Here is a 26,549-nt window from a genome sequence, read left to right on the forward strand (position 1 = left end):
CAGAAACCTTTTGCTGGTGGCAAAGTGGTTCGAGTTGACCGGGTACTGGTTGAGTAAAAAAAGTGATCGTTAGGTACGGACATGGATTCTCTCTAAAGGTTAATGTCTGAAAGAATCCTAACTCAAAACAATTAATGTTGAAAGTGAAGTAGTTTAAAGTGGATGATTATGAAACATGCAAAAAATAAAAATTGAAGTGGTATTGAGTAAACCGGAGTGAACATTTGTCTACTACGGACACGATAAGAGTTAATCCAACCAATGACAGGACGTAACTATTTTGAAGGTTTACTTAATCTATGACGTAACTTACGGATGCGCTTATCCAGTCAATGAACTTGATAAAAGCGCATCGTAACGAACAACACTAGTCAGAGTATGAGAAGACAGATTCGCGGCTTGTATTGCTTATGTCATCCACAAATCATTGCTGAGGTTTACCAAATATTTTCTCAATAAGAACGTCAACCCAACCAAAAGGTAACAGGTTCGCATCCTTAGTTTTATCGACAGTTTGTAAGCCTTTTGGTGCATTGGTAACGTATTTCTCAAGGGCTTCTTCGTAGTGGTTTGGATTCTTCAAAAGGGTATAGATAAGCGAGTTTGCGTAAGTGGTATCCCCCTCAAGTTCCAAGTTGTTTTTCTCAGCATAAAATTTCGCAACGGCTGCTGATCGTGAACGTCCTGCATCACAGTGAACGATGATTTCTGTAATGTATGGGGATTCTTCGATTCGTTTGAACATTAACAAAATTTTTAACGCATGAACGTTACGAGCGCAACCGCCAAAGTAATCCCAAAAGTCAGCGCCATACTGAGAGATTAGTTCTTCGTCATAGGCAGCGTCATCAAATCCAATATGATCGTAATAACCCCAACCTTCTTTTGGCACTAGCGTATCAGCATCATGGCCATCATCGTGAATTGATATGAGTGCTTTAGAATTATCAGGAACAAGCTTTCTTGCGTCCCTGACAGGCATGAATGAAATATGGTGAATCATGAATACGCTCCGTTTTGATGATGTAAGAATATAATACACGGAGCGTATGGAAGTTTAAATTGTGGAATTACACGTTATTCGTGAGGGGAGTGGCAACCTCTAGCTTATCTTCTAGAGTACCATTACCGTTGAAGTAGTTGAGATAGAGGGTATTGCCTCGCGGGAAGATTTCAATGTGACCTGTATCTTCTGGCAATAGGATTGCAGCACGAGTTCCAAATTCACTGTAGGTGAATGAAGTAACAGTAAAATCGTTGAGGCCATTAGGAAACCTTATAACTCCCTCAAGCCCATCATTCTCTCCGTGGAACACTGTCATGCAATGTTTGTTGAGCACAACTTTCATTCCCGAAACAGTGGCGACCCATTGGTCGCCATGTTGACTAAATTTTGTGTTTGATCTCATTCTCTAGATTCGTACTGGCATAATAAGTGACTTGCAAGTTATCTGTCCGACTGGAGAAACACAGCATGACGCATTCGCTTCTGTGAATTCCATCGTGACGTATTCAGTATACATGTGGCTTATTGCATCAATAAGGTATTTTGGATTAATCCCAAATTCATAAGTAATTTGTTCACCAGAAGTTTGAGCAGAGATCATGTCCTCCCCTAAACCATCTTCTTCATTATCAATAACGGTTTGTAGCTTAACTTGGTCTTCTGTTGATGAAAGTTTTAGTTTAGGAAACTTGTCATCAGTCACTAATACAGACAAGCGTTTTAGAAGTTCAAGGAAGTCCAATCGGTTAAATTTTAGCTTGCTCTTTGTTTCGGCTGGAAACATGCGAGAGATCTCTGGATATTTACCGTCTATAAGAGCGGTACGATACACTAATCCACCCCAGTTGAACTCCGCACGGTTACTGTTGTAAGAAATCGTCATTTCTTCTGCTGGCTCATTAAGGCGAGTGAATACTGCCATTGAGTTATATGGGAGCAATAGACCCATCTTGTTTACATTCTTTCCCACTTGCATTTTGTTAACGCATAGGCGGTGACCATCACTTGCGTTGGCGAACAATGCGCCTCGGTTAACGTTCAGATAAACACCATTAAGGTAATGACGTACATCATTACGACCAGAAGCGTAAAGAACATTTGAAATTAGGTTCATAAATTCTTTAGCTTGAACGGTAAAGGAACTCTCAGCGTCTTTGATAATGTCTACTGTAGGGTACTCTGTTACAGGAATTGTTTTGATCTGTAGTCGTGACTTTCCACATGAAAGTACAGCTCGATCCTTACCATGCACTTCTTTAATCTTTACTAATGTGTTTTTAGGGAGGGCGCGCGTGACTTGAAATAGCTTTACAGCATCAACACATAGGCTTCCATTACCGATCACTTCAATTTGGTCAGTGGTACAGATACGAGTAAACGACTGATGACCATTACTCCCAGTGATCTGTAGATGACCGTTGTTCGCTTCAATTAACACGAAATCAAATGCAGAGATGCCAGTTTGACGACTATCAGCATTATTACACGCGTGACCGATGAAGTTTAATAGAAACGATGCCGATGTTGATATAAGTTCCATGATTGCCTCCACAGCATTTTAAAAAATCAGGGTGGTTAGCCCCTCTGATATAAAAATGTTAAGCCAAACTATGTGACGCGCAATAGCTTTAAACGCTATTCTTTGAAAATAATTTTTTCAGTTGGTAAGTGTTTTTGTATTTTAAAAAACAACTATATAAGTATTTTTACTGTTTATTTTATGGATTTTTGAGTACATAGGTTTAGCAAATTGATTGTAAACTCAAGTTTTCAATGTCCGATGTATGAGTGGTACAGAAATGAATACAGAGTTAGAAACAAACTCAGAGTTAGAAACAAAGATACTTAAGCTTGTTGCTTGTGGAGAACAGGTAGAAAATGTCTCACCCCAACAGCTCTATGAAGTAGCTGAAAATCACTCATTAGAAGAATGTGCTCAGTGGCTATTGGAATACAAAGAATCAAAAAACCTCTTGGTACGAGTACAACAACCAGAATGGGTTAGTCAGTTCATTAATAACTTAATAGGGTTAGGTGAACAAATTTGGCCTCTCATGGAGAGTGAAATTCATGCTGCCGTTGCATCGAAATTAAAAGCCAATGACCAAGAACTTGAGTTAACGAAATCAACTCTTACGGATGCAAATTTAAAGCTGGTTGAGAATGCCAAAGTTATTGAAGGTTTGGAGCAAAAACTGGCCATATCTGAACAAGCAAACACGCAGATTCAATCTCTCATTCAAAACCTAAAAACTGCGCAAGAAACAGCTATCAGTGCATTACAAGAAAAGAACCAAGTCAATGAAAGCCGAGTTCAGGCTTTAGAATTAGACTTGGAGACTTCCGAGCAAAAACTGAGTGAATCCCAAGAACAGCTAAACAACACTCGTCTTGAGGTTAATACGTTAATTTCTGAACGAGATGCCGTAGATTTGAAGGTAAAACAACTTGAGGAACAGGTTGAGCAATTAACTACGAAGAAGTCAGAGTCAGACATAGAGCTAGCTGAATGCAATAATTCGATAAAAGACCTCAAAGCAGAAGTTGTATCACTAAAGAAAAATCGTAACCCTGAAGAAAAGAAACTAGAACGACTACAAACCAAAAACGAATCACAGAAAATCGAAATTAAAGATTTGAATGTGCGGCTAGTGCAATCAGAAGGAACTATAGAACAACTGGTTACACAGAACACCAGGCAAGGAGAACAGCTACAAAGGTCTAGTGATAGGCTTATTTTGGCCTCAGAAGCTTATGAGAAAGCTATTGAGGCAGCAGGAGAGCTGAGAGGTAAGCTGTCAGTGTATGAGCTACAGGGAGAGTCCTAGCGCGTTCTAATGGCCTGTACAACTAAACAGGTATCATTGAATGTGAAATCTATCGTAGATGGAATTCAAATTAGCATGTTCTTATACAGATAAAAAATTAAAACATTAATTATTGAATGTGGGTATGTCGGTCAGCTTGCTGTCCACGTACCCACATTTTTTTTCGTTGGATATTGTGGGGTACTGCGCAGCAGAAATCCACATATCCAAGGACTATCATTATTAAAGATCTTCTTATGATCCTTTTTAAAAGATCTTATTAAGAATCGTCAGCCCTTATATACCAATGGGTTCAGAGCTTTCGTCGTGACATTTTGAAGGGTTTTCGTGACAGTTTGAAGGGGGAATGTAGACGGCTTGAAGGTAATTTCGTGACAATATGAAGGAAAGAAAACTTGCTTATTCAAGAGTTATTCACAGATGAAATGCATGACATTGTATTAAGGTTTCTGTTTTTTAAGTTGCCGTTTAACTTTTGATTTGTTTATGTTTGATTTCAAATTCAATAAATGGCGTTTTATGCTTGATAATTGATAATCAATTAAATTAGAATCCGTGACTTCACTGATTAAGCTGTCACGAGTTTTATGAACGCGCCAATTACTGTTAGTCAAAAACAATCAAAATCAGTTTATCTTCGACAGTCGAATGCACTGACTACGGCGGCGTATACGCTTTCACGCAATGAAAAGCGTTTGGTCTACCTTTCGCTAGAGAAAATTTTCTCTGGCTCAGTGGAAGAAGAACGGGGTAGATTCGACGTAACCATTAGTCATTCAGAATACGCACGTGTTTTCGATGAATCGGACAAGAATATTAGCCGCGATATCGCAAAAGCATCGGCTGCTCTAAACAAGCGTGAGATAGTTTTCTATGTCCCAAGTGAAGATGCAGACAATGGTGAAAAAGCACTAGATGGTCTTAGCTGGACCACTAAACGATCAGTTCGGCCCAAGCGAGGGACAACGGTACTTTCATTCAATGCCGAATTAGTCGATCTATTGCGAGCAGATGGTCGTTATACAGGTTATTTTCTCCATGTAGTAGCAAAGCTCAATAACCAATACGCATTGCGACTATATGAATCTATTCGTCAGTGGGTGACATTAAAACGCAACGCAAATGATGCCGAAAATGGTGTCGAGCGTTCGGTCACATTTGGGATCGATTGGCTTATCTCCAGATATGAACTTCCAGCCTCTTATCAACGTATGTCGGACTTCCGTCGACGCTTTCTAATCCCTGCGGTTACAGAGATTCATAACAAATCTGACATTTGCTTATCGTATGAAGAAAATGCTGCTAAAGGCGGGCGTCGGAATTCAATCGTATCTATCACTTTTCGTTGGATAGAGAAACAAGATCCATTTAAGGGGGATTATTTAGGTTTTGAAGCATTCACGGATGTTTCCAATCCCCCAGTACGGGATGAACTTGATGATGACGTTTGGGTAGAACTTGGCTTGGTATATCTGGACTCATTTAACGATGAAAGTAACAAGCCAACATTGGCATGGGCGATGGATTTTTTAGTCACATATCAGAAAGTTCGTGGCGAAGAACCCCCACAAAAACTTAAAGAATCACTACTCACCTTAGTTTCTTAACAGGTTGAAGACGTATATGCCATGTAAGTTTTTTGGCTCCTAATTTCATTTATAATTTGGTAACGCGGGGAGTTGCTATTGAGTGACCCAATTAAATTAAGTTTTGGGGTTGTTCTTTGCTTAGTTCTAGGCCATGCAATATGGATGCTCTGGTACGAATACAAGAAACCACGATTCTTATCTTTCTTTATGTTTAAGTGGTTATGTTCAATCGGTAAAAAAGTGCCACTAGGCGATATACCACCCGAATCCGCTCATATATTCAAGTTTAAATTCGCTGACGAACAGTATGAGTCGTGGCTTACCCGTGTACAAAATCGAGGCAAGATAACACAAACAGAGTTCTTTCATTTTCATCAGCAATTATTGCTCGAAATTGATGCTGAATTTGAGTGTCGACAAAACAACTAGCACTTGTTCATTAAATAGGGAAATTGGATGGAATTTAATAACGTTTTACTCGGCATAACGATAGCTTCGATCACTGCTTTTGGAATTACGTTAGGCCGTCATATCTTGTTTAAAAGAGAGCTATATCTACTAAAACAGGATATGAAGCAGCACACAATTGAGCATGGTATTGATGACGCTTTGTGGCAAATGTTTGTTTTACGAACGCGCAAAATGTTGCGGTTTTGGCGATAGGGCTGCGTGACAGGAGCACTTTCTTGAAAGGACCAGGAAATGCGGCGCATATTTGGTATGCAGGCAGTGCACCGCATTTGCTAGTAATTAATGGCTCCGCTGAGCCATTAATTTAGTGTTGGTTAGTTTCGCAAGAATTTATCATTGGTAAACACAGCCTCGATGGTATCCCGAGGGAAAACAAAGCTTTTACCTTTCGAAGCACCGTCAACACACTGACCTTGAAAAGGGTTTTTTCTTGCTCGATTATTGAAACCAGTGAGGATAAACCATTGTCCATCGCACTTAAACTCTCGTTTGATTTTATCCTCATTTAGGAAAGGGAAGGCATAGAGCACAGACACAAGAGCTTTATACTCAGGCGATACTACTGTGCCGTCAGCTGAAGCGCCAAGCATTGTTAATTTAACAGATGCCTCTGAACCGTCATGAGCATAAGACATATTGCCTGCCTTAAGTGTAACACCTGTTTTTTTCTTAATTTCCTCAAATGCAGATTCCAGTTCAGTACGTAGAACTTGGCACATGTTTTTATCGATTTTAATTGCAGTCATTTGATTTCTCACAGTGTTTTGGTTAATTGAGATTTAATTTTCAGCCAAGTTGCTCGATGCGCAATAGGCTAAATGCGCGCCTTTGAGAAAGGTTGAGTTGAGTACTCTAAGAGGCGTGTTGTGGGGATTAAACTCGGCCTCGTTTTGGCAATGTTAGTAACGTACTGCCATTTCTGTGCGTATATCCTGGCCAGTCATTTTCTTGGATTGAGCGGTTCAAATTCACTATATGACGGTGAAAATTTCTTTCGGCTATCTCCCAATCGCTATCTGATAGTTCAAACACTTCACATACGTCTGCTTCCAGATACTCCACTGTAACGAAAGGAAAAATGTTAATAGGGCAGGGTATGCCAGCTAAGCGACCTACGTACGTATACATGTAAGCTTGAAGATCGTAACCGAGGTCACCAAACTGGTACGCTGCCATTAGAGGATTCGCGCTGCGTGTTGTCTTAACATCGGCAGGAACCCCATCTTTAGATAACCAGTCGAAGCGCACTTTCAGCATCATTCCTGTTTCTGGACATTGAGCGATGACAGACAGTTCAGCAAAACCATTTTGAAGAATGGTATTTGCCCAATCATGGTTGCGTACTGTTTCACAAGCGCGGTGAGCATCATCCCAAACGATAGGGTCAATCGGTGTTTTTTCGAGTAGCGGCTTAACCTGATCGTTAGTCATGCAATCAACCAATGAAGGTCGTCCAGTCGAGTCAGATTGCACCTCTAACGCTTTTAGTACTGCTTGTTCACCTGCATTATCTATGAGGTGTTGCTTTTGTTGCTCATCAAATATAAACGCCGATGGATCAGCTTGAAGGATACGTTCAGTTAAAACGGCTTTAGAACCTGACACTGCTAATTTGAGCTCTTTACACTTCTCCCTTAGCTCGTCTGTGGTGTGCAAGCTGTTCTCATGTTCACTTGGATTGAGTAAGCGGAAATATCGGTCGTAAAAGCCCTCTGGCTCCAATATAAGCTCATGTGAATACGTACCGGCGTCATAGGTGCGCTCAGTCGTCTTAGTTGTGCGTTTACGGTCAATTTTATCTACGTATGCACGTTTGTAATGAGCAGGTGATTTAGCATATTTCTTAACTTGGCTGGAACTTGTTGCTGGTAGAGAGTGGTACACCTCGTTAGGCATATCAGCATAAATCCCAGCAACTAAATCACCATTACTGTCGAAGAAATTTGCATTACCTGCTGTGTCATAGGCAGGAGTAATAACGAACGGTAAGCCCTCATTCAGTTTCGCCGCAGCAAGGTCATCGTCTGTAAAGAAAAAGCCGTTGCGCGCCACTGTAGGCGTCTGTGGTGCGTTTTGAGATAGGAATGCCTCAACACTTGCCATGTGTGATGCATCAAACATATCATCTGTAAGAAATAATCCGCTCATGAATAAACCTTTTCAAAGTATAAATTACTCAACTCAGGGATAATTTTGATTCGATTGGAAAATCGCGCAACTAGTGTGGTTTCAGTCGGGGAAGGGCTGGTGGGAGTGATTATGAAGTGGCGACTAGAGAAATCGCCACTACGGATGCCGTATGTGTTTTAATCTGTGAAACCTAGCGAGATGTTTCCCGCTTCCTCTGGTTCAAGCAATAGAACATTGTAGAAGTCATTCTCTTTGAGCCAATCGACGGTGGAACTGTCGTTCTCTGGGTCAAGGGTCAAGCTTCCGGTGGTTTGTAAGTAGAGTAGGTTTACCAAAATCGCTTTATCAATATCGCTAAACGTTTCTGTTTCTTGAATGAGCATATGAGAGAAAGATGCGTTGTTCATACGAATACCCTTTAGTTGCTTACGTTAGTGACTTAAGAGTACGGGTAGTTTGAAAACGCGAAAGAGTGAATAAAAAAGCCGAGTTATATTTCCGGACTCTACTTACCTAATTTGATGACAATATCAACCTCCTTGTTAGTGCCCAACATTAAGCTTAGGTTCATTGGCTAATTGACTTTTGATGTTGCCGAGCGTTGCGTGATGGTCAAAGCGCTGTTGTCGGAGAAAACAGAATGGAAACAAGAGCGTCAATCTCTTCTTGAACAACTCAAACTGGCCTTCGACCGTCAGTTCGCCAAACGCTCAGAAGCGTTGAAACCTAACGACGAATCTCAAGGTAACCTCTTCAATGAAGTGGAATGTGATACTGTCAAAGATTCATTAAGTGGACATTAAAGTATGCTATGGTTGCCAATATCGCCTACTTAATAAACTTAATAATATGGATATTAAAACTGCCCTAGAGCGTCTGCATAAATTTGATCGGCAACGAATTTACGTATATACCAAGCGCAACTTACGAAGAGTATTTTTTGATGACAGTGAGGAAGCTTTTAAGCAAAGTTTATCGCGTTTAATCAAGTTCGGAGTACTAGAACGAGCTTGCCGGGGCGTTTACGTGTTTGCTTTAAGTCGCCACAAAGGTGGTTCTACCATTGAATATGTAGCTAAAGGTCTACGTCGTGGTGAATACAATTACATCTCGCTTGAATCCGCTCTTTCAGAATATGGTGTAATTTCTCAAATTCCTATTGATCGCCTGACAGTAATGACGACTGGTCGAAAAGGTGTTTTCAAAACTCCATACGGGGTGATCGAATTTACACATACAGATCGCGACGATATCGATATTCTGAACAATACAATTCTGTATGAAAGACCTTTGAGAATCGCCACAGAGTCTGCGGCGATTCGAGATTTGAAGCGAGTGGGTAGGAATACTCATTTGCTTTGCAATGAGTTTGATTGAGCACGGTAGGTTTACTAAAACTCTCCTTTGAGGTGAATTTTGTAGTTACCGATGATCTCGTCCATTACCTGTTTGAGTGCAGGTGTGACGATTACGTTGCTACGAGTAAAACCAGTGATTTCGCGTCAGTAAGTCGCTAGGTAGTTTACAATTGCTGCTGTGGTGTGGCAGTGAGATATTATGACTCTTTGAATAGGGGAACAAGGCATCTATAAGCCCTAAATGCTAATAAACCGAGCATGCCGAGACAAAGCAGACCAAATAATTGGATGGTAGCTACTGCTATTTGACTTGCCATAACGGGGTACTGAGCGATGCACTCAACTGTCGGGTATACCAGTTCGTTGAGTTGGTATTGGATAAAAGTGGCCCCGAACATCATCGGTATGCCGAATGCTATGATTAACGTGCAGTACTTACATGTCGACATTAAATGGCTGTAATAGTGTCGTGCTGGTGGTGTGGCGCCGTGACTAAATAACCAGCTAGTCACCCATATAGTGATCAGAAGTGGTATAAAAAACAATTTTAACTGTGAAAGAAGCAAGCCTCCCGTACACAGTAATATATACATTAAACCGATCGAAAATTTATGTTGCCTCATAAGTCCTCATTGATATGTCGTAGATAGGATCTATTTCGATATTGTACATCAAGTGAAAATTGAAAACGCTGCGTTTTGAATGTGTAAGATATGGAGCGCCAGTGATCATGACGCTCGACCAAGATTTTATTTAGTGGGGCAGGGCAGGTAAAACCCGATTTAAGTTGCTGGAAGCCTTTACCATTAAGTACTCGGGTAGGCTGAGTTCTCTGATCGCACCTTGCATTCTGTTCTGTAGATCAGCATCGATGTCAGAGATCATTACCCCAGCCAGGTAAATGCCAGCTAACCGCGGGTGACCATTACTATCCTGTCGTGCACGCTTGGCAACGTTAACTGAAGGGTGATCATACCAATTGGAAAGGTGCTGGCTTTTAAACCAAATATGGCCATCTGTGTCTAGAAATACCTTCTCAATCATCTACATCTTCCTCGGCGTCAGCATATTTACCGGCATCAGTGATAGTTACGTCGGACAACTCAAATTCATCATTCCATGATGCTTTACAGCAAGGGCAGCTAACTGCCATCTTAGCTTTAGCTCCAACCTTTAAAAATTCATCACAATTCAATCCGAGTTCCAAAGAATCAACATTTTCGTATTGGCAAACAACACATGCTTGGCCATGACTTAGGTAACGCTCTGCTTGTAGTGGACTGATTGCTTTAATCTCAAGCTTACCTGGCTCTAACAGATTCACTGCTGACAGAGAGTATTGGTTTGTCCATCCTGCAAAGCAGTGTGAGCATTGGCCACTTTGAGATACTGTTATGTCACCGAACTCTGGCTCGTCATACTCGATTGAGCTCTCAGAACAAATTGGGCAGATGTCACGGCCTTGTTTTATAGCTTCCATCTTTTGCGTATCAGTTAATTGCATTTTTATAACCTCATCTAGTGATAATGAAATTCTGATACAAAATTAAAATCGCACAATATCAATTAGATAGATATTTTCGTGACGAATTGAAGGGTTTAGGTATATGGTGACAAATTGAGGGTTTTGGGGGGCAGAGAGAAATTTCCTGAGGGAACAACTAAGGGAGTTTTGCTGGTGGTAACCATTCAGGAGGCATTGATGGGGCGGCGCAGCCATCAAGCTGCACCATTAATTCATACGTATTTTACTACTGCACTTACACCTTCAAAATGAGTTCCGGACAAGTCAAGGTGCATCCGACGTATGATATTGCTGACCGAATTATACAAATCATCTTTGTCACGGCTTTCACAGAGCAAACAATAAGTGTCCCCTTCAATTCTAGACTCAATAGTTTTATTAACTGATAATAGGTCCATTACTTCTTGGATGTTGCTTTCATTGACGGATTTTTCCGGCGCAGAATAATTATCAAAAGTGATTTTTGCCGTGAGCGGCATGTTCACTTTTTGACGGTTTGCCGCGACTTTTTGCGGGTTATAAACGTAAGCCGCGTATAACACAAATGGTGGTGCTGAATCCGGAGTTACAACGACAGCATAAATCAAATCAGCATTATCCATTAAATCTAGCCGCAGTGATTCCTCAGCGTCTAAACGACTTGTGAATGCTTTACCCTCAATCACGTTAATCGTGGTCGATGGACCCAGTGCCCGAACGCCCGTTTTTGAACACAGTTTATTGTTTGTCGATAGCCGAAATAAAGCATGCTCCTTGTCAGTGATCTGCGGCGTATCGCCAGATAAGGGAACATCTAAGGTATGTAAGTCCAGAAGACTATCAGCATCGATGATACTTAACTCATACATGATGGCTTTTCCTCTTCAATGACCTTTCGAAATTGAACTAAACCACCTTGGTCAAAAAAGAATTGAAGCCCGGCAGCACGACATCGACGATTAAGTTCAGTGGTCTGTTTTTCGGTATTAGCAAATGACTGTAGTTGATCAACCACGCGACCTGGGCTCAAATGGCCAAGTTTCTCCGATGCACTTATTTCCTGTGGAGACAAACAAGGTACATCTTTTAAGCTGCGTAGAATTTTGTATGCATCATTTCGGGGAATTTTACTTGCTCTCATATCAATCTCACTCTGACAATATAGGCCTGCTACGCAGACCTACCTCATTTAAGCCAATTTCAAGCCTGCCCAGAAGGAGTTATCTAGTGCAGGTTCATCTTCAATTACGTTTTCTTGTATGTCTGGGACTACTTTAGGTGTTGGGATGCTTTTTATGAGTTCATTCGGTCTTTCTGTACTTAGAAGCGTATAAGCATCACGGTTGCTAAATCGCTTAGAGGAAACTATCTCCTGACCTTTACTCAACGCTGACTCATAGATAGAAAAGCTGTTTACATCACGAGGTTTCGGGTTGGTTCCAACTCGGCCATATCGACGCGTTACTGCAAAAGAATCTATGCCTCGTTGAACGATAGAAACCTCATAGAACTTATGCTTGTTCTCTGCGCTGTTCGTGTGTTCTAGGTACCACGTGTAAACGGTTTGCTCATTCATTCTGAATCCCCATTTCTTATTGATATTTAAATGGTCTCATGTACTCCAAATTGCACAATCGCACGCTTCGATGCCCATGCCGAGACTCGAATCGGCAGCATGTAGCAGTAGGCAGAACATATGACCGTGAAGCCGGTAAGTACAATAAGCTCTGAGAGTGCCTGACCGAACTGCAACTCGACCGTTAGGTAGTTGGCAAACAGTCGAAAAGTGGGGAGCAGTAAAGTATCAAAACTTTGAGCGATGGCTACTGACATGGAAATGATCGACATAAAAATCCACGGTGTTCTCGATATACTTTCAGTATGTCGGTTTTGGTGTTTGTACGCGCAAATCAGGCCAATGAATGACCACAGGAAGTAGTTAATTACAGTTAGCATTGTTGTCTCCAATTTAGTTATAGAAATTTACCCAGAGTTGGGTGCGCTAATATCAATTTCCGCCTTGAACAAATTCCACAAGTGTTCTGTACGACTTCTCAGGTGTTATCTGGGACGTTGAAAATCTATAAGCTTGCAAAGTTCAAAAGGACATGAAACTTGAGAAGTCTCCTGAGACTTATATAAAGTCCTGGTCGACGTCACTATGAGGTCGAAATTCGCATGTACAGTTTGTTGTAGTCCTCGTGGCTCACACACATCCAAGGTTCGATCCCGTTGGAAGTTTCCGCCATCAACATCCGGTACCGGCTTCCAACTTTGAATGACATTACCTTTCGGTTAATGGTGAGTCGCTTAGCATCAAAATCACCTGTGGGAGTTCCGGATGCAATTTGCTGGGTGATACTTTTTGCCTTCTTAGCTATATCGGGCGGTAACCCTGATAAGCTTTTCTTAAAGGTACGAGGTAGATTTCCGAGTTTTATGGATAGATGTTTGCCCATGTGATTCTCCAGTTCGTTACTTTGTTTCAGGTGCCGGGTTAAAGAAAGTTCCAGATACGTGGTTACCGTGGTCATCGCAAGGGTAACCTTCCGAATCAATCTCGAATCTGTTGTTGCTACACTCCCAGCAACTGATGGTGGAATTGAACTGGTAGACGTCTCCAACTGAGGTGTGAAATACCTGGCTGATTCGATTGCCGATTTCAGCAAGTTTCAACATGTCCCATGCATTCACGTCTTCAGGAAGATCGTTGTTTAGAGCTAACGCAGCAATTGCCCGCTTAACGAGAGACAATAAGAAGGCATCTTGATTTTGTTGAATAGTTAAACGCTCGCACCAAAGCTTAGTTAAGACAGCAAATGAGGCTCCATCTAAGTCGTCATCAAGGGTGAAAACTTCAGCCGGGAGTACGTCATCTACTTTTTCTAGCTTGAGGAATGGTTTTGTTTTAGAACTACTTTCAATAGCTTCTATAAGCATTTTAATGGTGCCATTAACCTCCCCAGTCGTTGTTACCACGGTGGCCACTTGGTGAGGTAGAGCGTTGCGAAGAGCTTCAGTTAGTTTTTTCATATTCGAAAATCTCAGTTGTTTGTTGTTCTGATATTTCAAATACTCCGCTAAAAGGCAGATCGCACAAGAGCCAGGCACAGACAAGAATTCCGCAATAAATGCGGAATTTCTAAATAAGGAGAGTTAAGGGTAATTAGTGACTTTGAAAGTTACTATTAAAAAGAATGCTTAAAGATTTAGTCTCAGTATTTGCCATACAGAGAACCGTAGCCATTAAACCGAAGAATTCTATGACTTGGAAGTTACTCTTATTTTCGCGGTTACTTCCCTCAGAAAAACCCCAAAAAGATTTGGACAACCGGAGGGATAGGAACCAATAAGTAAATAACAAATAGACAAGATAATGATTACCGTGTTTATAGGTGCAGGTGATTGAGGCTGGCCTTAACCAGACCAGTTCTCCGTTCTATATTATTCGAGGTTACTTTATAGGTTAAAAAGCAGATTACATACTGCCCATATTACGGTGATACATGGGGACATATACAACAATAGGAGCATTGCATAACCGCCACCTCGTCTGCCGCATGCCACTTCTTCTTTGGCGGTTTCTGCAATAAATAGCATTATGAGCCCCGCTATAATTACCGATACGCCAAAAGCTAAAAATCCTAGAAAGTAATTGTCCAAGCTAATGTCGAGTTTAAATAAACAGATAGAGGTAAATGCACCTATATTACAAGCGTAAACCCAGGTTGGAATCACAAGGTTAGCTCTATCTCTTTGCTCCTCTTCTTTGTTGAGTCTTCTCCACACATACACAGTGACGTATTCTCTGCGTTTTTCGTCCCACTTTGTATCTGTACCATCAGGTTCGTGACGAATTGCAAAAGCAAACAATATACAAAAAACAATGTTGAAAAGTACGAATACACCAGTAAAACCTCTCGCACTTTTCCCTGCATCTGCAAAATAATAAACGCTCCAGATAATGCCAATTACACATATGATCGAAGAGCAAATTGCTGCGACATTGTACTCACCCTCGTCAATTCTTTTTTGCCCCGTTCCAGTCTGCATCGTTTGACCTGCTTTTCTTTCGGCCTTTTGCTTTTGAATTTCGCCAGATGCGTAACCATCGACCGAATTGGTCAACCAGTACCAGAATGAATACCACCCAAATAACACTGCATCGGCAATCGGTTTGAAGAATAGAAAGAATGCGATCAGACCTAAAACTGTTGAGATGTATAAGTCGCCAGTAAGATATCTTTCATTGTTCCAATTGTAATGAGAATGGGCAACACCGATTGGAAAAATCGCAGCAAAAGGGTATACAAGCAAAGGCATAAATTTGAATTTACCATCCTGGAGACTCTGCTTAACACCTTTAGATGTAAGTCGGATAATGAGGCCAACCATACATATTGCCGAGACGTATTCTATTTCTCGTTTAAAAAAATGAGTGTTTGTATAGAAAAAATTCACATCATATTTGATTATTTGATCTAGGTTGCTGCCATAGGTGTAATAACCGTAAATCGCTAAGCCCAATATGGTTGTTATGGTGCAGGCGACCCTTAGATACTCCTTATATCTTATTGAAACAAGAATGCCTGTGAAAAAGCCGATAATTGGTATGGTCGCCAATGGGTTATTCTTTTCGAAATGATACATTGTAGTTTTACTTATGGTTTTGGAGTTGAACGTCCCGCGTAATCATTGGTCTAGATGAATATATTGGAACGATAGTAGTATGGTGTGATTTTAAATGTATGCTAAGCCTACACAGCCATGATGCTGATTTTACAATACTTTTATCTCTAAACAAGGTTCTGTCGTATTTAAAAATGCAGCTCTGTATTACCGAGAACAAGGCTTAACTTTTTGAGTTAGGCTAAAACTAGGTGGCTTTAATCCTCGGATGCGTTCTTTTTCGCTTCCATTACAGCTTCCGCACGGCGGCGAGCCGTTGTGATCATAACGACCGGTTCCGCTACAGGAAGTGCAGGGCACTTGAATCCATCCATAAACAAAATTGAAGTAGTATTCTTTTCTCTCGTGCTTCCTTTGGTGAAATGTACTCAATGTTATTGCCCTAAATCTAAAGTTTTCAAAAATTCAGATGTTGTTACGAAGGCTTTATCGATTGAGCGTTCCATTTCCTTGTGAGTGAGTATTTCCCCTGCGTTAGTAAGGTTGGCATCGAGCGCGGAAATAAAATTTTTGACCATAAAAGACTTCAGTCCGTCGTCATGACAAATCGGTAATTGAATGTATCGGCCTGCGCAGTTAAGTCGAAGGACGTAATCATTTTCTGTAGATGACCACTCTTTAGTGAATTTCTTACAGCCAGACTCACGTAGTCTTCTGTTGATATATGGCAGGTGGCTACTCTCAATTGTTTCGAGTACAGCTGCAACCATACTTACGGATGCTGCTACGTCTTGAGCATGTTGGTTCCGTTGATTTTCTATGTCCTGTTCGCGTTTTACCATAGCGTCTTGGATATCAGTGATTGTGACTCGACCGCTCAGCAAGTCATTATAGGTTGGTAAAACAGAACGGCTTGAATATCCAAACTCGACGTTACGTAGGTACACCAAGATGGGCTGGAGCAAGTCTGATGCGTCGCTATTTATGAGTGTTCGTACAACTAATTCTATTGGAGTGTTTATATCGAACACTTCTTTGTGCATAACAATGTAAGCCATACGGCTCGTTTGTTTATCAATGCGATTCATTAGGTGTTCGTACGCTTCATCCATTTTTTGAAGAGTTGGAGTATCAGCACGCATAAACCATCCGTGAAGGCAATCTGACAGCTTTGTGCATTGTTCTTTTGCAGTGGCTGCTCGGCGGTAAGCGAAAACAGTATTGAAGATTTTGCTTCCAATCCGGGTTTTAAGAATGTCATCGAAATTCTTGGCCAGCTCAATCAGTCTAGAAGTCTTATGGTGCCTGAAGAACCACGAATCAAATGCTATCCACTCAGCAGCTGCGTATTGGGTGTCACTGTGCATTGGCACCGGAAAATCACCAAGTAAATGTCGTGCAGCCAGTTTTGCTGCGTTCTTTTTAACTTCGCCACTTAGAGCAGCATCCGCCTTTGATAGTTTATGCGATAAATGCTCAAGAATGTCTCTCCTTGGATCGGTGCTGCAACGGTTCGCCCGGATTAATCTACGTGCCAATGAAAGTGAATTGCTACAATTGTAAGAGGGCAATTCGTTGTCCTGAAAAAATTCTTCAGCCTTTGTATCAAAATGAATTTCATCAGAATCTTGTATCTGGCGCACCACTGACGAAACGTAAGCATCAGATCCGTGAGGAAGCAATTTCTTAATAGGTATACAAATCCTGTCGCCTGCATCATCAAGGCACACGGCACTTTTAGCATTCTTCTTCTCAAGCTTAAAGTTAGACCCGTCAGGCATTGTTATGTTGTCACCAATTTCCGCTTTAACCCACGAAAGTGCCTTCTCATAGTGGGTGCCCTCACCAACTAGCATTGTCCTCATGAGTGATCTCACTTATTTACTTGCGGATAGTTATTTTTAGTTATGCGTTTTACCGCATCTTTTATTGCCTGGTGTTCAGACTCGGTAAGCAGGCGATCGAAGTGCTCGAAAGCTAAATTAGTTTCGTGATCTAGAGCTTGAACAAAGTCTACGTATTCTTTTTCATCGTTGACGTTTAACCAGTGTGACCGCATCACTTCCTTGGTAGATGGCTGTACGCTTCCATATTGAATAAGGTCCCTGTACTGGAGCTTATGTAGCTCAATCCCTTTGAGGCTTAAATCAGATTTCAATCGATATACATTTTCTTCAAGATCGGTCCAAAATGGCTTGCGGTAGAAGGACATCAAACCGTCACCCTCTAGGTTTCTTAGTAAAGACTTTGTGTTTTCGCATTCGTCTCTTTCCATGAAGAAGGTCAAAAAGTCGTGAGACTCCACGCAGTGAGTAGAGCGAAACATATAATGGCCGTCGGTTTGAACAACTCTCGTAGTGTCCTCTAAGACGGAAACTAATGCGATGCGGTTTAAGTCAGCCGATTCAAATTCGAACTTCTGGTTGTCACGCCCCATAATCACGCCGCCAAACCAATTTGCTTGCTTTGATTCAAATCGCCTCCAGATTTCTTCAGTTGGAAGCTCAGATAAAGCATGCTTTTCAAAGGATTCATTGAACTCATTTCTTGGCTCAAAACACTCTTTACGCAAGTGTATAAGAAACGTGTTATCTCCTGTTTTTTCTCCAAACAGCTCGTAACCTGAAAGCTCTCCAGCAGAATGATTACTTGTCAACATAACGCCTGTGGCAATCAGGTTTTTGTGAATTTTACGTATAACCAACTCTAATTTGTTATCCATCGTTTTTTCTTCGTTTCAGTATTAATAATTCGATTAGACCCTACCTTGTAAAACGCGCAATGTTGATAGTGACTTTAGTTTGGTTAGATGTTGTGTTGCGCGATTTAATTGGTCGAGTAGTTTGGAAACTGAGCTTGCTTGTTACAATAGTTTAAGAATTAGTAAGCAAGAAAGTATGTGTGGAATGGAGATAGACGACATGAGCCAACTAAAATTGGGGCTTAAAGAGCGCGCACTTGTGCTCTTTACTGGGGAACTACCGAAAACCAGATCAGCTGATAGTGATATTAAAGTTATAGCCAATGAATCCGATAATTGGTTTAGTCCTGAATTAAGCGATTGGCTTCATCAGCGTTCAGAGACAGAAGGGAAAACAATCGATGAAATAGTATCCACGACACTTGCATCCGCAATGAATGCTAGTGGAAATCCTACGACTGATAACGTAAGCATAATTTGCTCTCGTTTCCGCAATCTATTCGAGGATCATGAGATTGGAGTATTTGATATTCCACTATTAATTAAAAGCAAAGAGATTGCGCGCTCATCATTGAGCGATGATAACAAGTTAATTGATGTGCTAGATGATGTCGTTTTGAAGGAATTGTCCGATTTGTTCAATGTTGAAGTAGGCTGGTTAAAAGGTCAGTGTGACCAATGCAATAAAAAATTAAAAGAATTCAAAGTTTATAAAAGAGTAGGCGTTGTTGCTGCTCAATTGGCTAAGTTAAAACTGCGTGGTGAACGAATACAGGTACAATTTATTGTAGGTTCAGATTCGGAAAATACAGCTTATGACTTGGCACGAGGTGACGCTATTGAAGGCACATTAGAAGTGGGTGTCATCTTCACTAGAACAAAGGTAGTGAATAACAAAGAAGTCAAGGTATATAGTATTTCTGGTGCAGAGCCCTGGAGCTATAGTAAGTGTCGAAAGCACTTTAAGTTGCTGATGATGTATTGCAAAAACGTGGATATTGATTATGGTGGTCTCACGCTTTCTAAATCTGACTTTAACAAGGTTTTCTATGGCAATGAACCAGCGGTCAATGCTAAAAAGTTAAATCGTCAAACTTGGAGTCCAAGTATATTTATCTCAAATGAGACAGAGCACAATCCTGACTATGACGAATTTGAAGGAATTAAAACGGTTTATGGTACTCGTGAGCAAGAATGCTCGATGTCTGAGATTGAATTTATTGAAAGAGCTTACCGTTATCCTCACACGGTAAATCGAAAGCTATTTGAAGATGGTTTATACAAAGAAAGTTTGTTAGAGCAAAAGTAATAAAATTTATAAGGTTCAAATGAAAAATTTAAGTCTAATCGGTGTTGTATGCTCTGCATTCGTAATGAGCAGTTCGGTTTGCGCGAACGGCGATGAATACAGCACATACATTTATAATGGTGAGGTAACTAGTTCTGCAGTATGGCCATCGTATTCAGCACTTTACTATGATGCTGTTGAATATACTGGGTTATACGGCCAGTACTGTGGATCAACGATAATCGATTCCACACATGTAGCCACGGCTGCACATTGTATCAGTGATGATAACGGTGGGCTCAATGAAGAGTACTTAATCTTTACGTCTGTTCTTCCACAACTTTCAGATTCATCTCAGTTTCTTTCGGGGTCGGTAGAGCGAATTAGAGTCAAGAATGTATATCGTCACCCGGACTACATCGATTCAGCCTCTGAGAGTTCAGTGCCGTGGCCAAATGATATTGCAGTACTTGAGCTAAATGAAAGTATGAACGTGTCCAGTTTGGACTATGCTGAGCTTGCCGATTCTAGTCAGGTCACTTCGTATCGTGTGGAAGAGGAAAGCTTTATTGCCGTAGGTATGGGGCTTACGGAAACAGGCAGGTATGCTGATCAACTGCTCTATACAGACCTTACTTATGAACCAAATGAAAATTGTGTTATGGGAGCCGGTCCATCACAGCTCTGCATGAACGGCGAATTAAATGAAACGACTGAGGTAAGGAACACAACTTGTTCTGGTGATTCAGGTGGACCACTCTATTGGTACGACAATAACCGATTTAAGTATATTCAAGTTGGGATCACTAGCTATGGATGGAATGATTGTCATAGCGATACAACAAGTAACACTTCGGTATTCACCGAAGTTGCTGATTACTCCGATTGGATTCAATCAGTCTTGAACAAAGAGGTATCGCCTGATCTAGTAATTACTTCTACTATGCGCGATTCCTATATTTCAACAGTAGAAGACCCTGATGACATCAACGTATCTCAAGAAGGTGAAGAATCTAGCTATCAAACAAGTAGTAGTGGTAGCTCAGGAGGTAGCACTTCATATGGAGCCGCATTCTTCTTGTTACTAGCCGCATTCCTTCGAAGAAGGGTAGCTAAATAAACGAAATAGAAGGTCAGTTTCACGTATTGCGCGATATCCATTTCGGTTTTTACTTAGTGAAGTCGAAACAAATTAAGGGCAATTACGTGAAACTTTACCACTATACTCTTGGTATAAAACTTAATTCAATTCTTGAAATGGGCTTATTGCGCACAAGCCCGTTGAAACCTACATACCCAGAAAAGCCTATATGCTGGTTATCCTCCAACGCTAACTTTGAAATGTCAGCGCTAAAGCTTGGTATGGATAGGAGTGGTCAATCCTCTTTGTTGAGTATCCACCAAATGGCTAACCACGGTGATGGACTTTACCGGTTTGTTTTTGAGTCAGAATCTATGTCGGTTGAAGTACTCCCCTGGGCAATATTAAAACCGCGTTCTAAGGCCAAGCCAAAAATAGTTAAGCGTCTAATTGATCGTGCCAAGTTAGCTAATGCAAACCCCAATGAATGGTTTGGTTCATTAGGCCAGCCAATACCTATCACAGATGCTGTATTGGAAGTTGGGGAGTTGAATGCAAATGGTGAGATTGAGTGGGCAAAAGCACATGGTCCAATAGTTGTTGGTAATAATGTCTTACAGGCAACATTGACTGAGCTAAAACACGCAGGACTAGGCGTGGAATGTAACAATCAGACTTGGGCTATTGGGTCGTAAACGCAATAATAGGTAGCCCTCTCAGGGCTACAGAATGATTCATTAATTTAGTGGTTGTTCATAATCCAAAATATTAGCTCTTTTTCTGAGCATTCAGGTAAGTCAAAGCAGACTTCATCACCGTGCCAATGTACACCGTCTGTTTCTTCAATTCGAAACTCATTCCCCATAAAGTTCAAATCAAGAGCCAGAACGTCATCCTCACCAGTCTCAGCGTTAATCTTAAACTTCGACCAATCACCCAAATCCGTAGAATCCATACGCTCAATAGATACGCTTACGCTATTAATAGATAGCGTTTGCAGTGGCCTGAGAGTTATACTGTTAGATATGTTCTCACTTTTGTTGAACATAATACGCACTGATACACGATCTTCACTTGGTATTAAGAGTTGTGCAGAAATTGGGAAATTAACTTCGTTCATCTTATGTCTGGGCTTCTAGAGTTTAGGTTCTGGTGTAATAGTCTAAATTAGCAGCGCTTTTAAAGCCACTAACTTTAAAAATTGAATTCGTAATAGATAAGAGGGTGTATGTCTAAGTACAACGTATTCATTGTTTCTGCATCCGTAGAGCAAAACTGGTCTGAAAAAGCGACAGAAGCACGTTCGCTATATACATCACCGATGTTCTGTGCGTGTAAGACATACGTGGAAATGAAAAAGACACCGTGGCTGATTTTGTCTGACATGCACGGTGTTCTGTGGCCAGACACAATGTTAGCTCCATACGACCCGGACCAACTAAGTGATCAGGAAAAGATTCACCGTGTTGAAAGGGCATTTGACCCAGATGCGATAGCTTCAACGTTGATCTGTATTTTGCAAATAGAACCTGAACGCGGATTGTCAGTGGCTGACTGGAAGAAGAACATATTAAGTGAGACAAAGTTCACTTTACTAGGTGAGTCTGATTCTCTCAGTCTAGCTGTTACAGAGCTTGGTCTAATAGGCGCTGAGGTGGAGTTTACACATAAGGGAATCCCAGCATAAATAGTATATTGCGCGATTTTCAAAGAATCATTTAATTGGGGTATCTACTTAAATACAAGGAAATGCCCCATGAGCTCAATCGATATCAATCTTAAATTTTCAGTCGAAGGTGTTGTCTTTCCTGAGTCAATAGCAGAAGCACTCAAAGAAAATGTTCGCGCTGCAATTGAGGCAAGCATTACCAATGGTCATCTAACAGCCCCAGAGGACACCCAATCGATAGTTAAACTTGAGTCAGTGAACGCAACCTCACCCTCAGTCTATATTGAAGTTGATAACGGACGCTTGGACCGCGTTTTCACAAATGTTCCCGGATTAGAAGTCAATGCAGTTGACCTGGCTGATGCTGAAGATGAAGAGAATATATTTGTCCGAGAGGGGAACCATTTTTACCTTTATTCTACATTAGAATTGCATTACTTATCGGACACATGCGATGACGGTACTTTCGATGCACAAGCATTGAAAAAGATTCGTAACGGTAACTTTGTTTCTGCAAGCAAAGAGGAGTTTGTTAATAGCACTGCAGAGATTGAGATGCGCGATGTATTCCATTCCGTAGATGGAGGTTGGTCGACAACAAAACCGTCTATAGATAGTGAAGGGCTCATTGAATCAGGTTACGAACTTTTCTTTGTCCAAGGTAGCCAAGAATATGTGTTGCACCGTTTTGCTAGTGAAAAGGCAGCTAAGCGTGCGATGCCAATCTTTAGCGAGATACGCTCTCGTTTGCGTGATGACTATTAGGTAGGAGTACACTTTATGATCCCAACACCAATATTAATCATGAGTATAGGGCTGACTTTAGCGATTGGACTTTGCTTCAAGTGGCAAGAGCTGAAACAAAAGCAGGTATGTATTTCCGAAAGTGGGCAAGATTCCCGTGACAGCCAAGCAAACTATGAACAGGCAAGGGAGAACACTCACTTAGTCTATATCGGAATAACGCTAACCCTAGCTGTGTTAATTGCGATTGCTGGTGGCACAAATAATATCGGTAACACGGTAGCAGCAACAGTTGGACTATTGCTCGTATACGGAACATCTCGACGGAAATAGCAAGATAATTACGCGGCATAAGCCGCGTTTTTTGTGCCTTGTGGATTATGTGTTTCATGTTTTCATTGGCCTTAATCAGGAAAACAATGTGGAGCATGAACCTATGACAAGAACGATCTGTTTGATTGACGCGGAGAATTATTCGTACAAGAAACTGAGCGAAGTGATCAAATTTATTCAACGAAACGACAATCTTATAGAAATTCGTGTATATGGCGACTTCTCAAGGTCTGGCCTCAAGACTTGGAAAAAGTACGCTAAATCAAAAGGCATGGTTTTAGTTAATGAGCCTGGGGCCATTGCTGGAAAAAACAGTAGTGACATTTCACTAGTGGTAGATGCAATGACCTTGCTGTATGAGCGACGCAGCGAGTTTGAACAAATAGCTTTGATCACTTCGGATTCTGATTTCGCAGTTCTAGCTCGACGATTCAGAAACTTGGGGGTCGATGTTCAGGGGTTTGGTGAAGCTAAGGCTCCTGAGAGCTTTCGTATGGCTTGCAATAACTATTGGTGCTACAACGAGGTGGTAGAAGAAAACAAACGTCCTCACGGTCTTTCTGGGCCGCTTTTAAAGCTTATCAAATTACTTAAGAAGGCCATTAAACAGAATTTGAATTCTGATGGCTGGGCTATGACCGCCAGTGTTAATAGAAGTGTACGTTCACTAAACCCTAGTATCCATCATAAACGTTATGGTGCGAAAAAATTCTCTGATTTGTTCAGGAGATCGGATTTGAGAACTATGTTCGAATTGAGAAGAGTAGGGGATTCATTACAGGTAAAAATAGCATGTTAACTTTTCATGGGGTTACAATAACGCTAAATATTGAAAGCGGAGTAATACGTGTACTTTGAAAATGGTTATCTGAGAAGCCGTACAATCGAGCAGTATCTAGAAAGACATCGATCAGGTCATTTAAGCAAGAAACAATCTACTCTGTTCCTGTTTTGCCTGTATATCCAAAACATTCTTGAGTCTTGGCTCTTTCACGGATTAATGGTTGTAACTATCGCGGTTAGCGCTACAGGCGCATTTGGAATTGAACCGCCATTGTGGTCAATCCTGGTCACGAGTTTTCTTACGTTAACCTCACCACTATTTCCTGTGGTGAAGGTGCTAAAAATTAGCTCTGCATACAAGGCGGGACGTGCCGATGCTGAAAACAATAAGCCATACAACAATCGATATAAACGTTACAGCCAAGCCTTTGACGCATATAGCGCGGGCTATTCAGAGGGCTGATTTTAAAGATGGCAGTACTCCCAAAAGCAGAGAGACTGGCGTTACTTGCCCAGTCCACATACGGTAGTGGCAAAAATTCTGGCAGTAATAGTAAAGCAGCGAGTAAACAGCGTCGAACTGGGTTCAGGCAAGTTAGTGCAAAGCAACTACCTCAAAATCGCAACTTATCACTTGTAGAGTTCAATGACCTTACTGCACAGCAAGAAAAAATAGAAACCAATCCGCATAGGCAAGAGATCATTCGTTTAGATGAACGTCCAGACTTGATTTCAAAAGACAGGGAGCATTACGAGCAAACTCTATTTTTTGACTACGTATATGAGCATTATCCTGAGTATTACAATTTTTTAGCAGCAACACCAAACGGCGGTTTTAGACGCAAAGGTGAGCGTTTCAGGTTGTGCGCAGAAGGGCAGAAAGCTGGTTGGCCAGACTGCCAATTTGCCTGCCCAAAACTAGGGTTTCATGGGCTATACATTGAATTTAAACGACCTGTTGAATCTTATCGCTCAATATCAGAAGCCAGAAGTGCATTAAAGCCTCACCAATTGGCTACTCTACGGATGCTTCTATCACAAGGATATGCGGCTAAGGTTGCCTACGGTGCGCAGGAGGCGATAGCGATCTTTGAATCATATATAGGGGTTGGTGGTGATTATGATAACGTGGTGTTGTTCTGCCCTAAATCAGTATTGAAACCACCTGAACCTGGGGAAGTATTAGAGCTTAAGCGAAATTCATTTGAAATATTAGAGGCAGAGTACGCTTAGTTCAAAAGTAAACGCGCAACAGGTGTGATGCGCGTTTAACATTCTATGACGTTAAGAAAATGCCAACCGTAACGGTCAATATGCTTAAGCACAATACAAGAACAGAAAGTTGTACCAGCATTGGTTTGTGATCGAGAGTTTGGATTAACTTAGTGAGCGCGTTAATCAGCACTGTTAGAGCTTGGATGTATTTCATTTGCTTTTTTTATTTAATAAAAGCATATAAATTTCTTCATGTGGATTACAAGGGCAGATTGGAAATAAATGAAATTTTTTTTACTCTATCTTTTTTTCCATCTGGTGGGGATAGGTGTAAGTCGTCTGCCGTAATTTTTCTTTCCAGTCATTCAGTTGTGATAGTTGGTGTTTAGAAATCAGTAGGCACGTCTATTGTAGACATGAAATCAGTAAGCTCCCTTGATGTATTAATGTTCCTTTCAACGCGAGAGGCTGAGAAAATTACCCCAGAGCCACACTGCCAGGTTCCGCAATGTCCGTCATTCACGTAAAACAATGTTAAGGCTGAACCATGCTCAATATGCTCTTCGGTAGTTATACTACATCCAGAATACAGCGATTCAATTTTAGTTAGGAAAACGGCTAGTGAAACTGTGCCATTAAAGCGGTGTGCATCTGAGTTGATCTGTGTGTTGTTCATTTGTATCTCAATGGGCTGTTGGATGATTTAATTAGGCTACGTTACTTGCTGCAACCCGCGATGCAGAAAGCCAGCTCAAATCTGGCTTTACATAGTCGGGTGATGATTAGTCTTTATAACGATCCCAATATTCGCTTTCTGAGATAATTTCGACTCTAATTTCTTTAGCTTGGTCTAACTTCTTCCGACCCACCTTCTGACCACAACAATTGAGTAAGTGGTTCGCAAAAACCGTCAGAAGCCCAGCATGACTTATGCCTGTTGTTGTTCTTCGGTGAGTTTACCGCATGCAACTTCTTGGCAGTCCTGCCTGGCTTCTCAGATTGTAGTTGTCGAACCAAGCTAAGCTGCGTGGAGTTACCTGTGACCTCTATGGAGTCATGTAGGCGTTCGACGGCAAAATGCACTTCTGATCGGAACCTCTCAAACGGATGCAAAAATCGGAGGGCTTTCTTCTTTAACTCATTTATCTCATCACCGTTTGGAATGTTATTTAAGCGACAGGTTCTTAGACTGTCCTGTTCACGAACAACCAAGCCGCGGT

31 protein-coding genes and 1 pseudogene are annotated in these 26,549 nt (G+C 41.2%); 15 read left to right on the plus strand and 17 right to left on the minus strand.

Translation table 11 applies throughout. The annotated features are described in order from the left end of the window. Positions 1-424: 424 nt before the first annotated feature. The 3 genes from R7127_RS08200 to dnaN form a co-directional block, all read right to left on the minus strand. On the minus strand, positions 425-1,003 hold the full coding sequence (locus tag R7127_RS08200; RefSeq protein WP_206954429.1) for a hypothetical protein: 579 nt from the start codon (positions 1,001-1,003) through the stop codon (positions 425-427). A gap of 67 nt (positions 1,004-1,070) precedes the next feature. After that, complete coding sequence (locus R7127_RS08205; protein WP_206954428.1) at positions 1,071-1,409, minus strand: hypothetical protein; 339 nt, start codon at positions 1,407-1,409, stop codon at positions 1,071-1,073. 3 nt (positions 1,410-1,412) lie between these two features. Continuing rightward, positions 1,413-2,546: a DNA polymerase III subunit beta gene (dnaN, locus tag R7127_RS08210; protein WP_206954427.1), complete on the minus strand. Its 1,134-nt coding sequence runs from the start codon at positions 2,544-2,546 to the stop codon at positions 1,413-1,415. Between the two features lie 244 nt (positions 2,547-2,790). Between dnaN and R7127_RS08215 the strand changes: the two genes are divergently transcribed. From R7127_RS08215 to R7127_RS08225, 3 genes are all read left to right on the plus strand, one after another. Then, entirely contained in the window at positions 2,791-3,834 is a 1,044-nt protein-coding gene (locus R7127_RS08215) for a hypothetical protein (RefSeq protein WP_206954426.1), read from the plus strand. Positions 3,835-4,421: 587 nt separating this feature from the next. Continuing rightward, a complete protein-coding gene (locus R7127_RS08220; protein WP_258509688.1) occupies positions 4,422-5,441 on the plus strand; it encodes a RepB family plasmid replication initiator protein in 1,020 nt (339 codons plus the stop codon). Between the two features lie 438 nt (positions 5,442-5,879). Next, complete coding sequence (locus R7127_RS08225) at positions 5,880-6,086, plus strand: hypothetical protein (RefSeq protein ID WP_206954423.1); 207 nt, start codon at positions 5,880-5,882, stop codon at positions 6,084-6,086. Positions 6,087-6,208: 122 nt separating this feature from the next. On the opposite strand, the gene R7127_RS08230 is transcribed toward R7127_RS08225, so the two are convergent. From R7127_RS08230 to R7127_RS08240, 3 genes are all read right to left on the minus strand, one after another. Beyond that, positions 6,209-6,640 (minus strand): hypothetical protein, encoded by a 432-nt coding sequence (locus R7127_RS08230; protein ID WP_206954422.1) that lies wholly within the window; start codon positions 6,638-6,640, stop codon positions 6,209-6,211. Between the two features lie 127 nt (positions 6,641-6,767). Beyond that, positions 6,768-8,042, minus strand: a complete 1,275-nt coding sequence (locus R7127_RS08235) for a PD-(D/E)XK nuclease-like domain-containing protein (RefSeq protein ID WP_206954420.1) — start codon at positions 8,040-8,042, stop codon at positions 6,768-6,770. A 158-nt stretch (positions 8,043-8,200) separates the two neighbouring features. Continuing rightward, positions 8,201-8,431 (minus strand): hypothetical protein, encoded by a 231-nt coding sequence (locus R7127_RS08240; RefSeq protein ID WP_258509687.1) that lies wholly within the window; start codon positions 8,429-8,431, stop codon positions 8,201-8,203. A 201-nt stretch (positions 8,432-8,632) separates the two neighbouring features. On the opposite strand from R7127_RS08240, the pseudogene R7127_RS08245 reads away from it, so the two are divergent. From R7127_RS08245 to R7127_RS08255, 3 genes and pseudogenes are all read left to right on the plus strand, one after another. Continuing rightward, positions 8,633-8,809: pseudogene (locus R7127_RS08245) on the plus strand (IS66 family transposase); the annotation flags it as partial. Positions 8,810-8,873: 64 nt separating this feature from the next. Beyond that, positions 8,874-9,401 (plus strand): type IV toxin-antitoxin system AbiEi family antitoxin, encoded by a 528-nt coding sequence (abiEi, locus tag R7127_RS08250; protein ID WP_206954535.1) that lies wholly within the window; start codon positions 8,874-8,876, stop codon positions 9,399-9,401. Positions 9,402-9,715: 314 nt separating this feature from the next. Further along, positions 9,716-9,844: a hypothetical protein gene (locus tag R7127_RS08255; protein WP_258509686.1), complete on the plus strand. Its 129-nt coding sequence runs from the start codon at positions 9,716-9,718 to the stop codon at positions 9,842-9,844. 291 nt (positions 9,845-10,135) lie between these two features. On the opposite strand, the gene R7127_RS08260 is transcribed toward R7127_RS08255, so the two are convergent. The 10 genes from R7127_RS08260 to R7127_RS08305 all read right to left on the minus strand — a co-directional run bounded on the left by R7127_RS08260 (position 10,136) and on the right by R7127_RS08305 (position 18,237). Continuing rightward, positions 10,136-10,426: a hypothetical protein gene (locus R7127_RS08260; protein ID WP_206954416.1), complete on the minus strand. Its 291-nt coding sequence runs from the start codon at positions 10,424-10,426 to the stop codon at positions 10,136-10,138. Then, a complete protein-coding gene (locus R7127_RS08265; protein WP_206954414.1) occupies positions 10,419-10,886 on the minus strand; it encodes a hypothetical protein in 468 nt (155 codons plus the stop codon). Before R7127_RS08265 ends, R7127_RS08260 begins: the two co-directional genes overlap by 8 nt. A 233-nt stretch (positions 10,887-11,119) precedes the next feature. After that, the gene (locus R7127_RS08270) at positions 11,120-11,755 is read right to left on the minus strand and encodes a hypothetical protein (protein ID WP_318148374.1); all 636 of its coding nucleotides are present in this window, start codon (positions 11,753-11,755) and stop codon (positions 11,120-11,122) included. Next, positions 11,743-12,027: a hypothetical protein gene (locus R7127_RS08275; protein WP_206954412.1), complete on the minus strand. Its 285-nt coding sequence runs from the start codon at positions 12,025-12,027 to the stop codon at positions 11,743-11,745. Before R7127_RS08275 ends, R7127_RS08270 begins: the two co-directional genes overlap by 13 nt. 48 nt (positions 12,028-12,075) lie before the next feature. Next, positions 12,076-12,462 (minus strand): WGR domain-containing protein, encoded by a 387-nt coding sequence (locus R7127_RS08280; RefSeq protein ID WP_206954411.1) that lies wholly within the window; start codon positions 12,460-12,462, stop codon positions 12,076-12,078. Between the two features lie 26 nt (positions 12,463-12,488). Next, positions 12,489-12,842, minus strand: a complete 354-nt coding sequence (locus tag R7127_RS08285) for a hypothetical protein (protein WP_206954410.1) — start codon at positions 12,840-12,842, stop codon at positions 12,489-12,491. A gap of 519 nt (positions 12,843-13,361) precedes the next feature. After that, entirely contained in the window at positions 13,362-13,919 is a 558-nt protein-coding gene (locus R7127_RS08290) for a hypothetical protein (protein ID WP_206954409.1), read from the minus strand. Between the two features lie 426 nt (positions 13,920-14,345). Then, positions 14,346-15,536, minus strand: a complete 1,191-nt coding sequence (locus tag R7127_RS08295) for a hypothetical protein (RefSeq protein WP_206954408.1) — start codon at positions 15,534-15,536, stop codon at positions 14,346-14,348. 413 nt (positions 15,537-15,949) lie between these two features. Continuing rightward, positions 15,950-17,371 (minus strand): hypothetical protein, encoded by a 1,422-nt coding sequence (locus R7127_RS08300; RefSeq protein WP_206954407.1) that lies wholly within the window; start codon positions 17,369-17,371, stop codon positions 15,950-15,952. Between the two features lie 17 nt (positions 17,372-17,388). After that, entirely contained in the window at positions 17,389-18,237 is an 849-nt protein-coding gene (locus tag R7127_RS08305; RefSeq protein WP_206954406.1) for a hypothetical protein, read from the minus strand. 199 nt (positions 18,238-18,436) lie between these two features. Between R7127_RS08305 and R7127_RS08310 the strand changes: the two genes are divergently transcribed. The 3 genes from R7127_RS08310 (at position 18,437) to R7127_RS08320 (ending at position 21,280) form a co-directional block, all read left to right on the plus strand. Continuing rightward, positions 18,437-19,525: a hypothetical protein gene (locus R7127_RS08310; RefSeq protein WP_318148375.1), complete on the plus strand. Its 1,089-nt coding sequence runs from the start codon at positions 18,437-18,439 to the stop codon at positions 19,523-19,525. 19 nt (positions 19,526-19,544) lie between these two features. After that, a complete protein-coding gene (locus R7127_RS08315; RefSeq protein WP_206954402.1) occupies positions 19,545-20,624 on the plus strand; it encodes a S1 family peptidase in 1,080 nt (359 codons plus the stop codon). Between the two features lie 86 nt (positions 20,625-20,710). Beyond that, entirely contained in the window at positions 20,711-21,280 is a 570-nt protein-coding gene (locus R7127_RS08320; RefSeq protein WP_206954401.1) for a hypothetical protein, read from the plus strand. A 47-nt stretch (positions 21,281-21,327) separates the two neighbouring features. On the opposite strand, the gene R7127_RS08325 is transcribed toward R7127_RS08320, so the two are convergent. Next, positions 21,328-21,705, minus strand: coding sequence for a hypothetical protein (locus R7127_RS08325; protein WP_206954399.1), 378 nt, complete (start codon positions 21,703-21,705; stop codon positions 21,328-21,330). A 108-nt stretch (positions 21,706-21,813) separates the two neighbouring features. Here R7127_RS08325 and R7127_RS08330 point away from each other — a divergent pair, with 108 nt between their 5' ends. The 6 genes from R7127_RS08330 to R7127_RS08355 all read left to right on the plus strand — a co-directional run bounded on the left by R7127_RS08330 (position 21,814) and on the right by R7127_RS08355 (position 25,347). Continuing rightward, the gene (locus R7127_RS08330; protein WP_206954397.1) at positions 21,814-22,272 is read left to right on the plus strand and encodes a DUF6884 domain-containing protein; all 459 of its coding nucleotides are present in this window, start codon (positions 21,814-21,816) and stop codon (positions 22,270-22,272) included. A 69-nt stretch (positions 22,273-22,341) separates the two neighbouring features. Then, on the plus strand, positions 22,342-23,019 hold the full coding sequence (locus R7127_RS08335) for a hypothetical protein (RefSeq protein ID WP_206954395.1): 678 nt from the start codon (positions 22,342-22,344) through the stop codon (positions 23,017-23,019). A gap of 15 nt (positions 23,020-23,034) precedes the next feature. Further along, the gene (locus tag R7127_RS08340) at positions 23,035-23,331 is read left to right on the plus strand and encodes a hypothetical protein (protein WP_206954394.1); all 297 of its coding nucleotides are present in this window, start codon (positions 23,035-23,037) and stop codon (positions 23,329-23,331) included. A 103-nt stretch (positions 23,332-23,434) separates the two neighbouring features. Further along, the gene (locus tag R7127_RS08345; RefSeq protein ID WP_206954392.1) at positions 23,435-24,130 is read left to right on the plus strand and encodes an NYN domain-containing protein; all 696 of its coding nucleotides are present in this window, start codon (positions 23,435-23,437) and stop codon (positions 24,128-24,130) included. A 48-nt stretch (positions 24,131-24,178) separates the two neighbouring features. Beyond that, positions 24,179-24,577, plus strand: coding sequence for a hypothetical protein (locus R7127_RS08350; protein WP_139374578.1), 399 nt, complete (start codon positions 24,179-24,181; stop codon positions 24,575-24,577). An 8-nt stretch (positions 24,578-24,585) separates the two neighbouring features. Further along, a complete protein-coding gene (locus R7127_RS08355; RefSeq protein ID WP_206954388.1) occupies positions 24,586-25,347 on the plus strand; it encodes a hypothetical protein in 762 nt (253 codons plus the stop codon). The last annotated feature ends 1,202 nt before the right edge of the window (positions 25,348-26,549 follow it).

Origin of the sequence: Vibrio sp. 1159 (assembly GCF_033340395.1) — a bacterium.
In the GTDB taxonomy this organism is placed as follows: Bacteria; Pseudomonadota; Gammaproteobacteria; order Enterobacterales; family Vibrionaceae; genus Vibrio; species Vibrio alginolyticus.

Bases quoted from the DNA above. Each gene is read 5' to 3' on its own strand.
- R7127_RS08300 (WP_206954407.1), bottom strand. From the start codon at position 17,371: ATGCTAGTTGGTGAGGGCACCCACTATGAGAAGGCACTTTCGTGGGTT.
- R7127_RS08255 (WP_258509686.1), top strand. From the start codon at position 9,716: ATGCACTCAACTGTCGGGTATACCAGTTCGTTGAGTTGGTATTGGATA.
- R7127_RS08325 (WP_206954399.1), bottom strand. From the start codon at position 21,705: ATGAACGAAGTTAATTTCCCAATTTCTGCACAACTCTTAATACCAAGT.
- R7127_RS08310 (WP_318148375.1), top strand. From the start codon at position 18,437: ATGAGCCAACTAAAATTGGGGCTTAAAGAGCGCGCACTTGTGCTCTTT.
- R7127_RS08315 (WP_206954402.1), top strand. From the start codon at position 19,545: ATGAAAAATTTAAGTCTAATCGGTGTTGTATGCTCTGCATTCGTAATG.
- R7127_RS08220 (WP_258509688.1), top strand. From the start codon at position 4,422: ATGAACGCGCCAATTACTGTTAGTCAAAAACAATCAAAATCAGTTTAT.
- R7127_RS08265 (WP_206954414.1), bottom strand. From the start codon at position 10,886: ATGCAATTAACTGATACGCAAAAGATGGAAGCTATAAAACAAGGCCGT.
- R7127_RS08225 (WP_206954423.1), top strand. From the start codon at position 5,880: ATGGAATTTAATAACGTTTTACTCGGCATAACGATAGCTTCGATCACT.
- R7127_RS08345 (WP_206954392.1), top strand. From the start codon at position 23,435: ATGACAAGAACGATCTGTTTGATTGACGCGGAGAATTATTCGTACAAG.
- R7127_RS08355 (WP_206954388.1), top strand. From the start codon at position 24,586: ATGGCAGTACTCCCAAAAGCAGAGAGACTGGCGTTACTTGCCCAGTCC.
- R7127_RS08280 (WP_206954411.1), bottom strand. From the start codon at position 12,462: ATGAATGAGCAAACCGTTTACACGTGGTACCTAGAACACACGAACAGC.
- R7127_RS08305 (WP_206954406.1), bottom strand. From the start codon at position 18,237: ATGGATAACAAATTAGAGTTGGTTATACGTAAAATTCACAAAAACCTG.
- R7127_RS08340 (WP_206954394.1), top strand. From the start codon at position 23,035: ATGATCCCAACACCAATATTAATCATGAGTATAGGGCTGACTTTAGCG.
- R7127_RS08330 (WP_206954397.1), top strand. From the start codon at position 21,814: ATGTCTAAGTACAACGTATTCATTGTTTCTGCATCCGTAGAGCAAAAC.
- dnaN (WP_206954427.1), bottom strand. From the start codon at position 2,546: ATGGAACTTATATCAACATCGGCATCGTTTCTATTAAACTTCATCGGT.
- R7127_RS08290 (WP_206954409.1), bottom strand. From the start codon at position 13,919: ATGAAAAAACTAACTGAAGCTCTTCGCAACGCTCTACCTCACCAAGTG.
- R7127_RS08260 (WP_206954416.1), bottom strand. From the start codon at position 10,426: ATGATTGAGAAGGTATTTCTAGACACAGATGGCCATATTTGGTTTAAA.
- R7127_RS08205 (WP_206954428.1), bottom strand. From the start codon at position 1,409: ATGAGATCAAACACAAAATTTAGTCAACATGGCGACCAATGGGTCGCC.
- R7127_RS08285 (WP_206954410.1), bottom strand. From the start codon at position 12,842: ATGCTAACTGTAATTAACTACTTCCTGTGGTCATTCATTGGCCTGATT.
- R7127_RS08215 (WP_206954426.1), top strand. From the start codon at position 2,791: ATGAGTGGTACAGAAATGAATACAGAGTTAGAAACAAACTCAGAGTTA.
- R7127_RS08200 (WP_206954429.1), bottom strand. From the start codon at position 1,003: ATGATTCACCATATTTCATTCATGCCTGTCAGGGACGCAAGAAAGCTT.
- R7127_RS08295 (WP_206954408.1), bottom strand. From the start codon at position 15,536: ATGTATCATTTCGAAAAGAATAACCCATTGGCGACCATACCAATTATC.
- R7127_RS08275 (WP_206954412.1), bottom strand. From the start codon at position 12,027: ATGAGAGCAAGTAAAATTCCCCGAAATGATGCATACAAAATTCTACGC.
- R7127_RS08230 (WP_206954422.1), bottom strand. From the start codon at position 6,640: ATGACTGCAATTAAAATCGATAAAAACATGTGCCAAGTTCTACGTACT.
- R7127_RS08240 (WP_258509687.1), bottom strand. From the start codon at position 8,431: ATGAACAACGCATCTTTCTCTCATATGCTCATTCAAGAAACAGAAACG.
- R7127_RS08335 (WP_206954395.1), top strand. From the start codon at position 22,342: ATGAGCTCAATCGATATCAATCTTAAATTTTCAGTCGAAGGTGTTGTC.
- R7127_RS08235 (WP_206954420.1), bottom strand. From the start codon at position 8,042: ATGAGCGGATTATTTCTTACAGATGATATGTTTGATGCATCACACATG.
- R7127_RS08270 (WP_318148374.1), bottom strand. From the start codon at position 11,755: ATGTATGAGTTAAGTATCATCGATGCTGATAGTCTTCTGGACTTACAT.
- abiEi (WP_206954535.1), top strand. From the start codon at position 8,874: ATGGATATTAAAACTGCCCTAGAGCGTCTGCATAAATTTGATCGGCAA.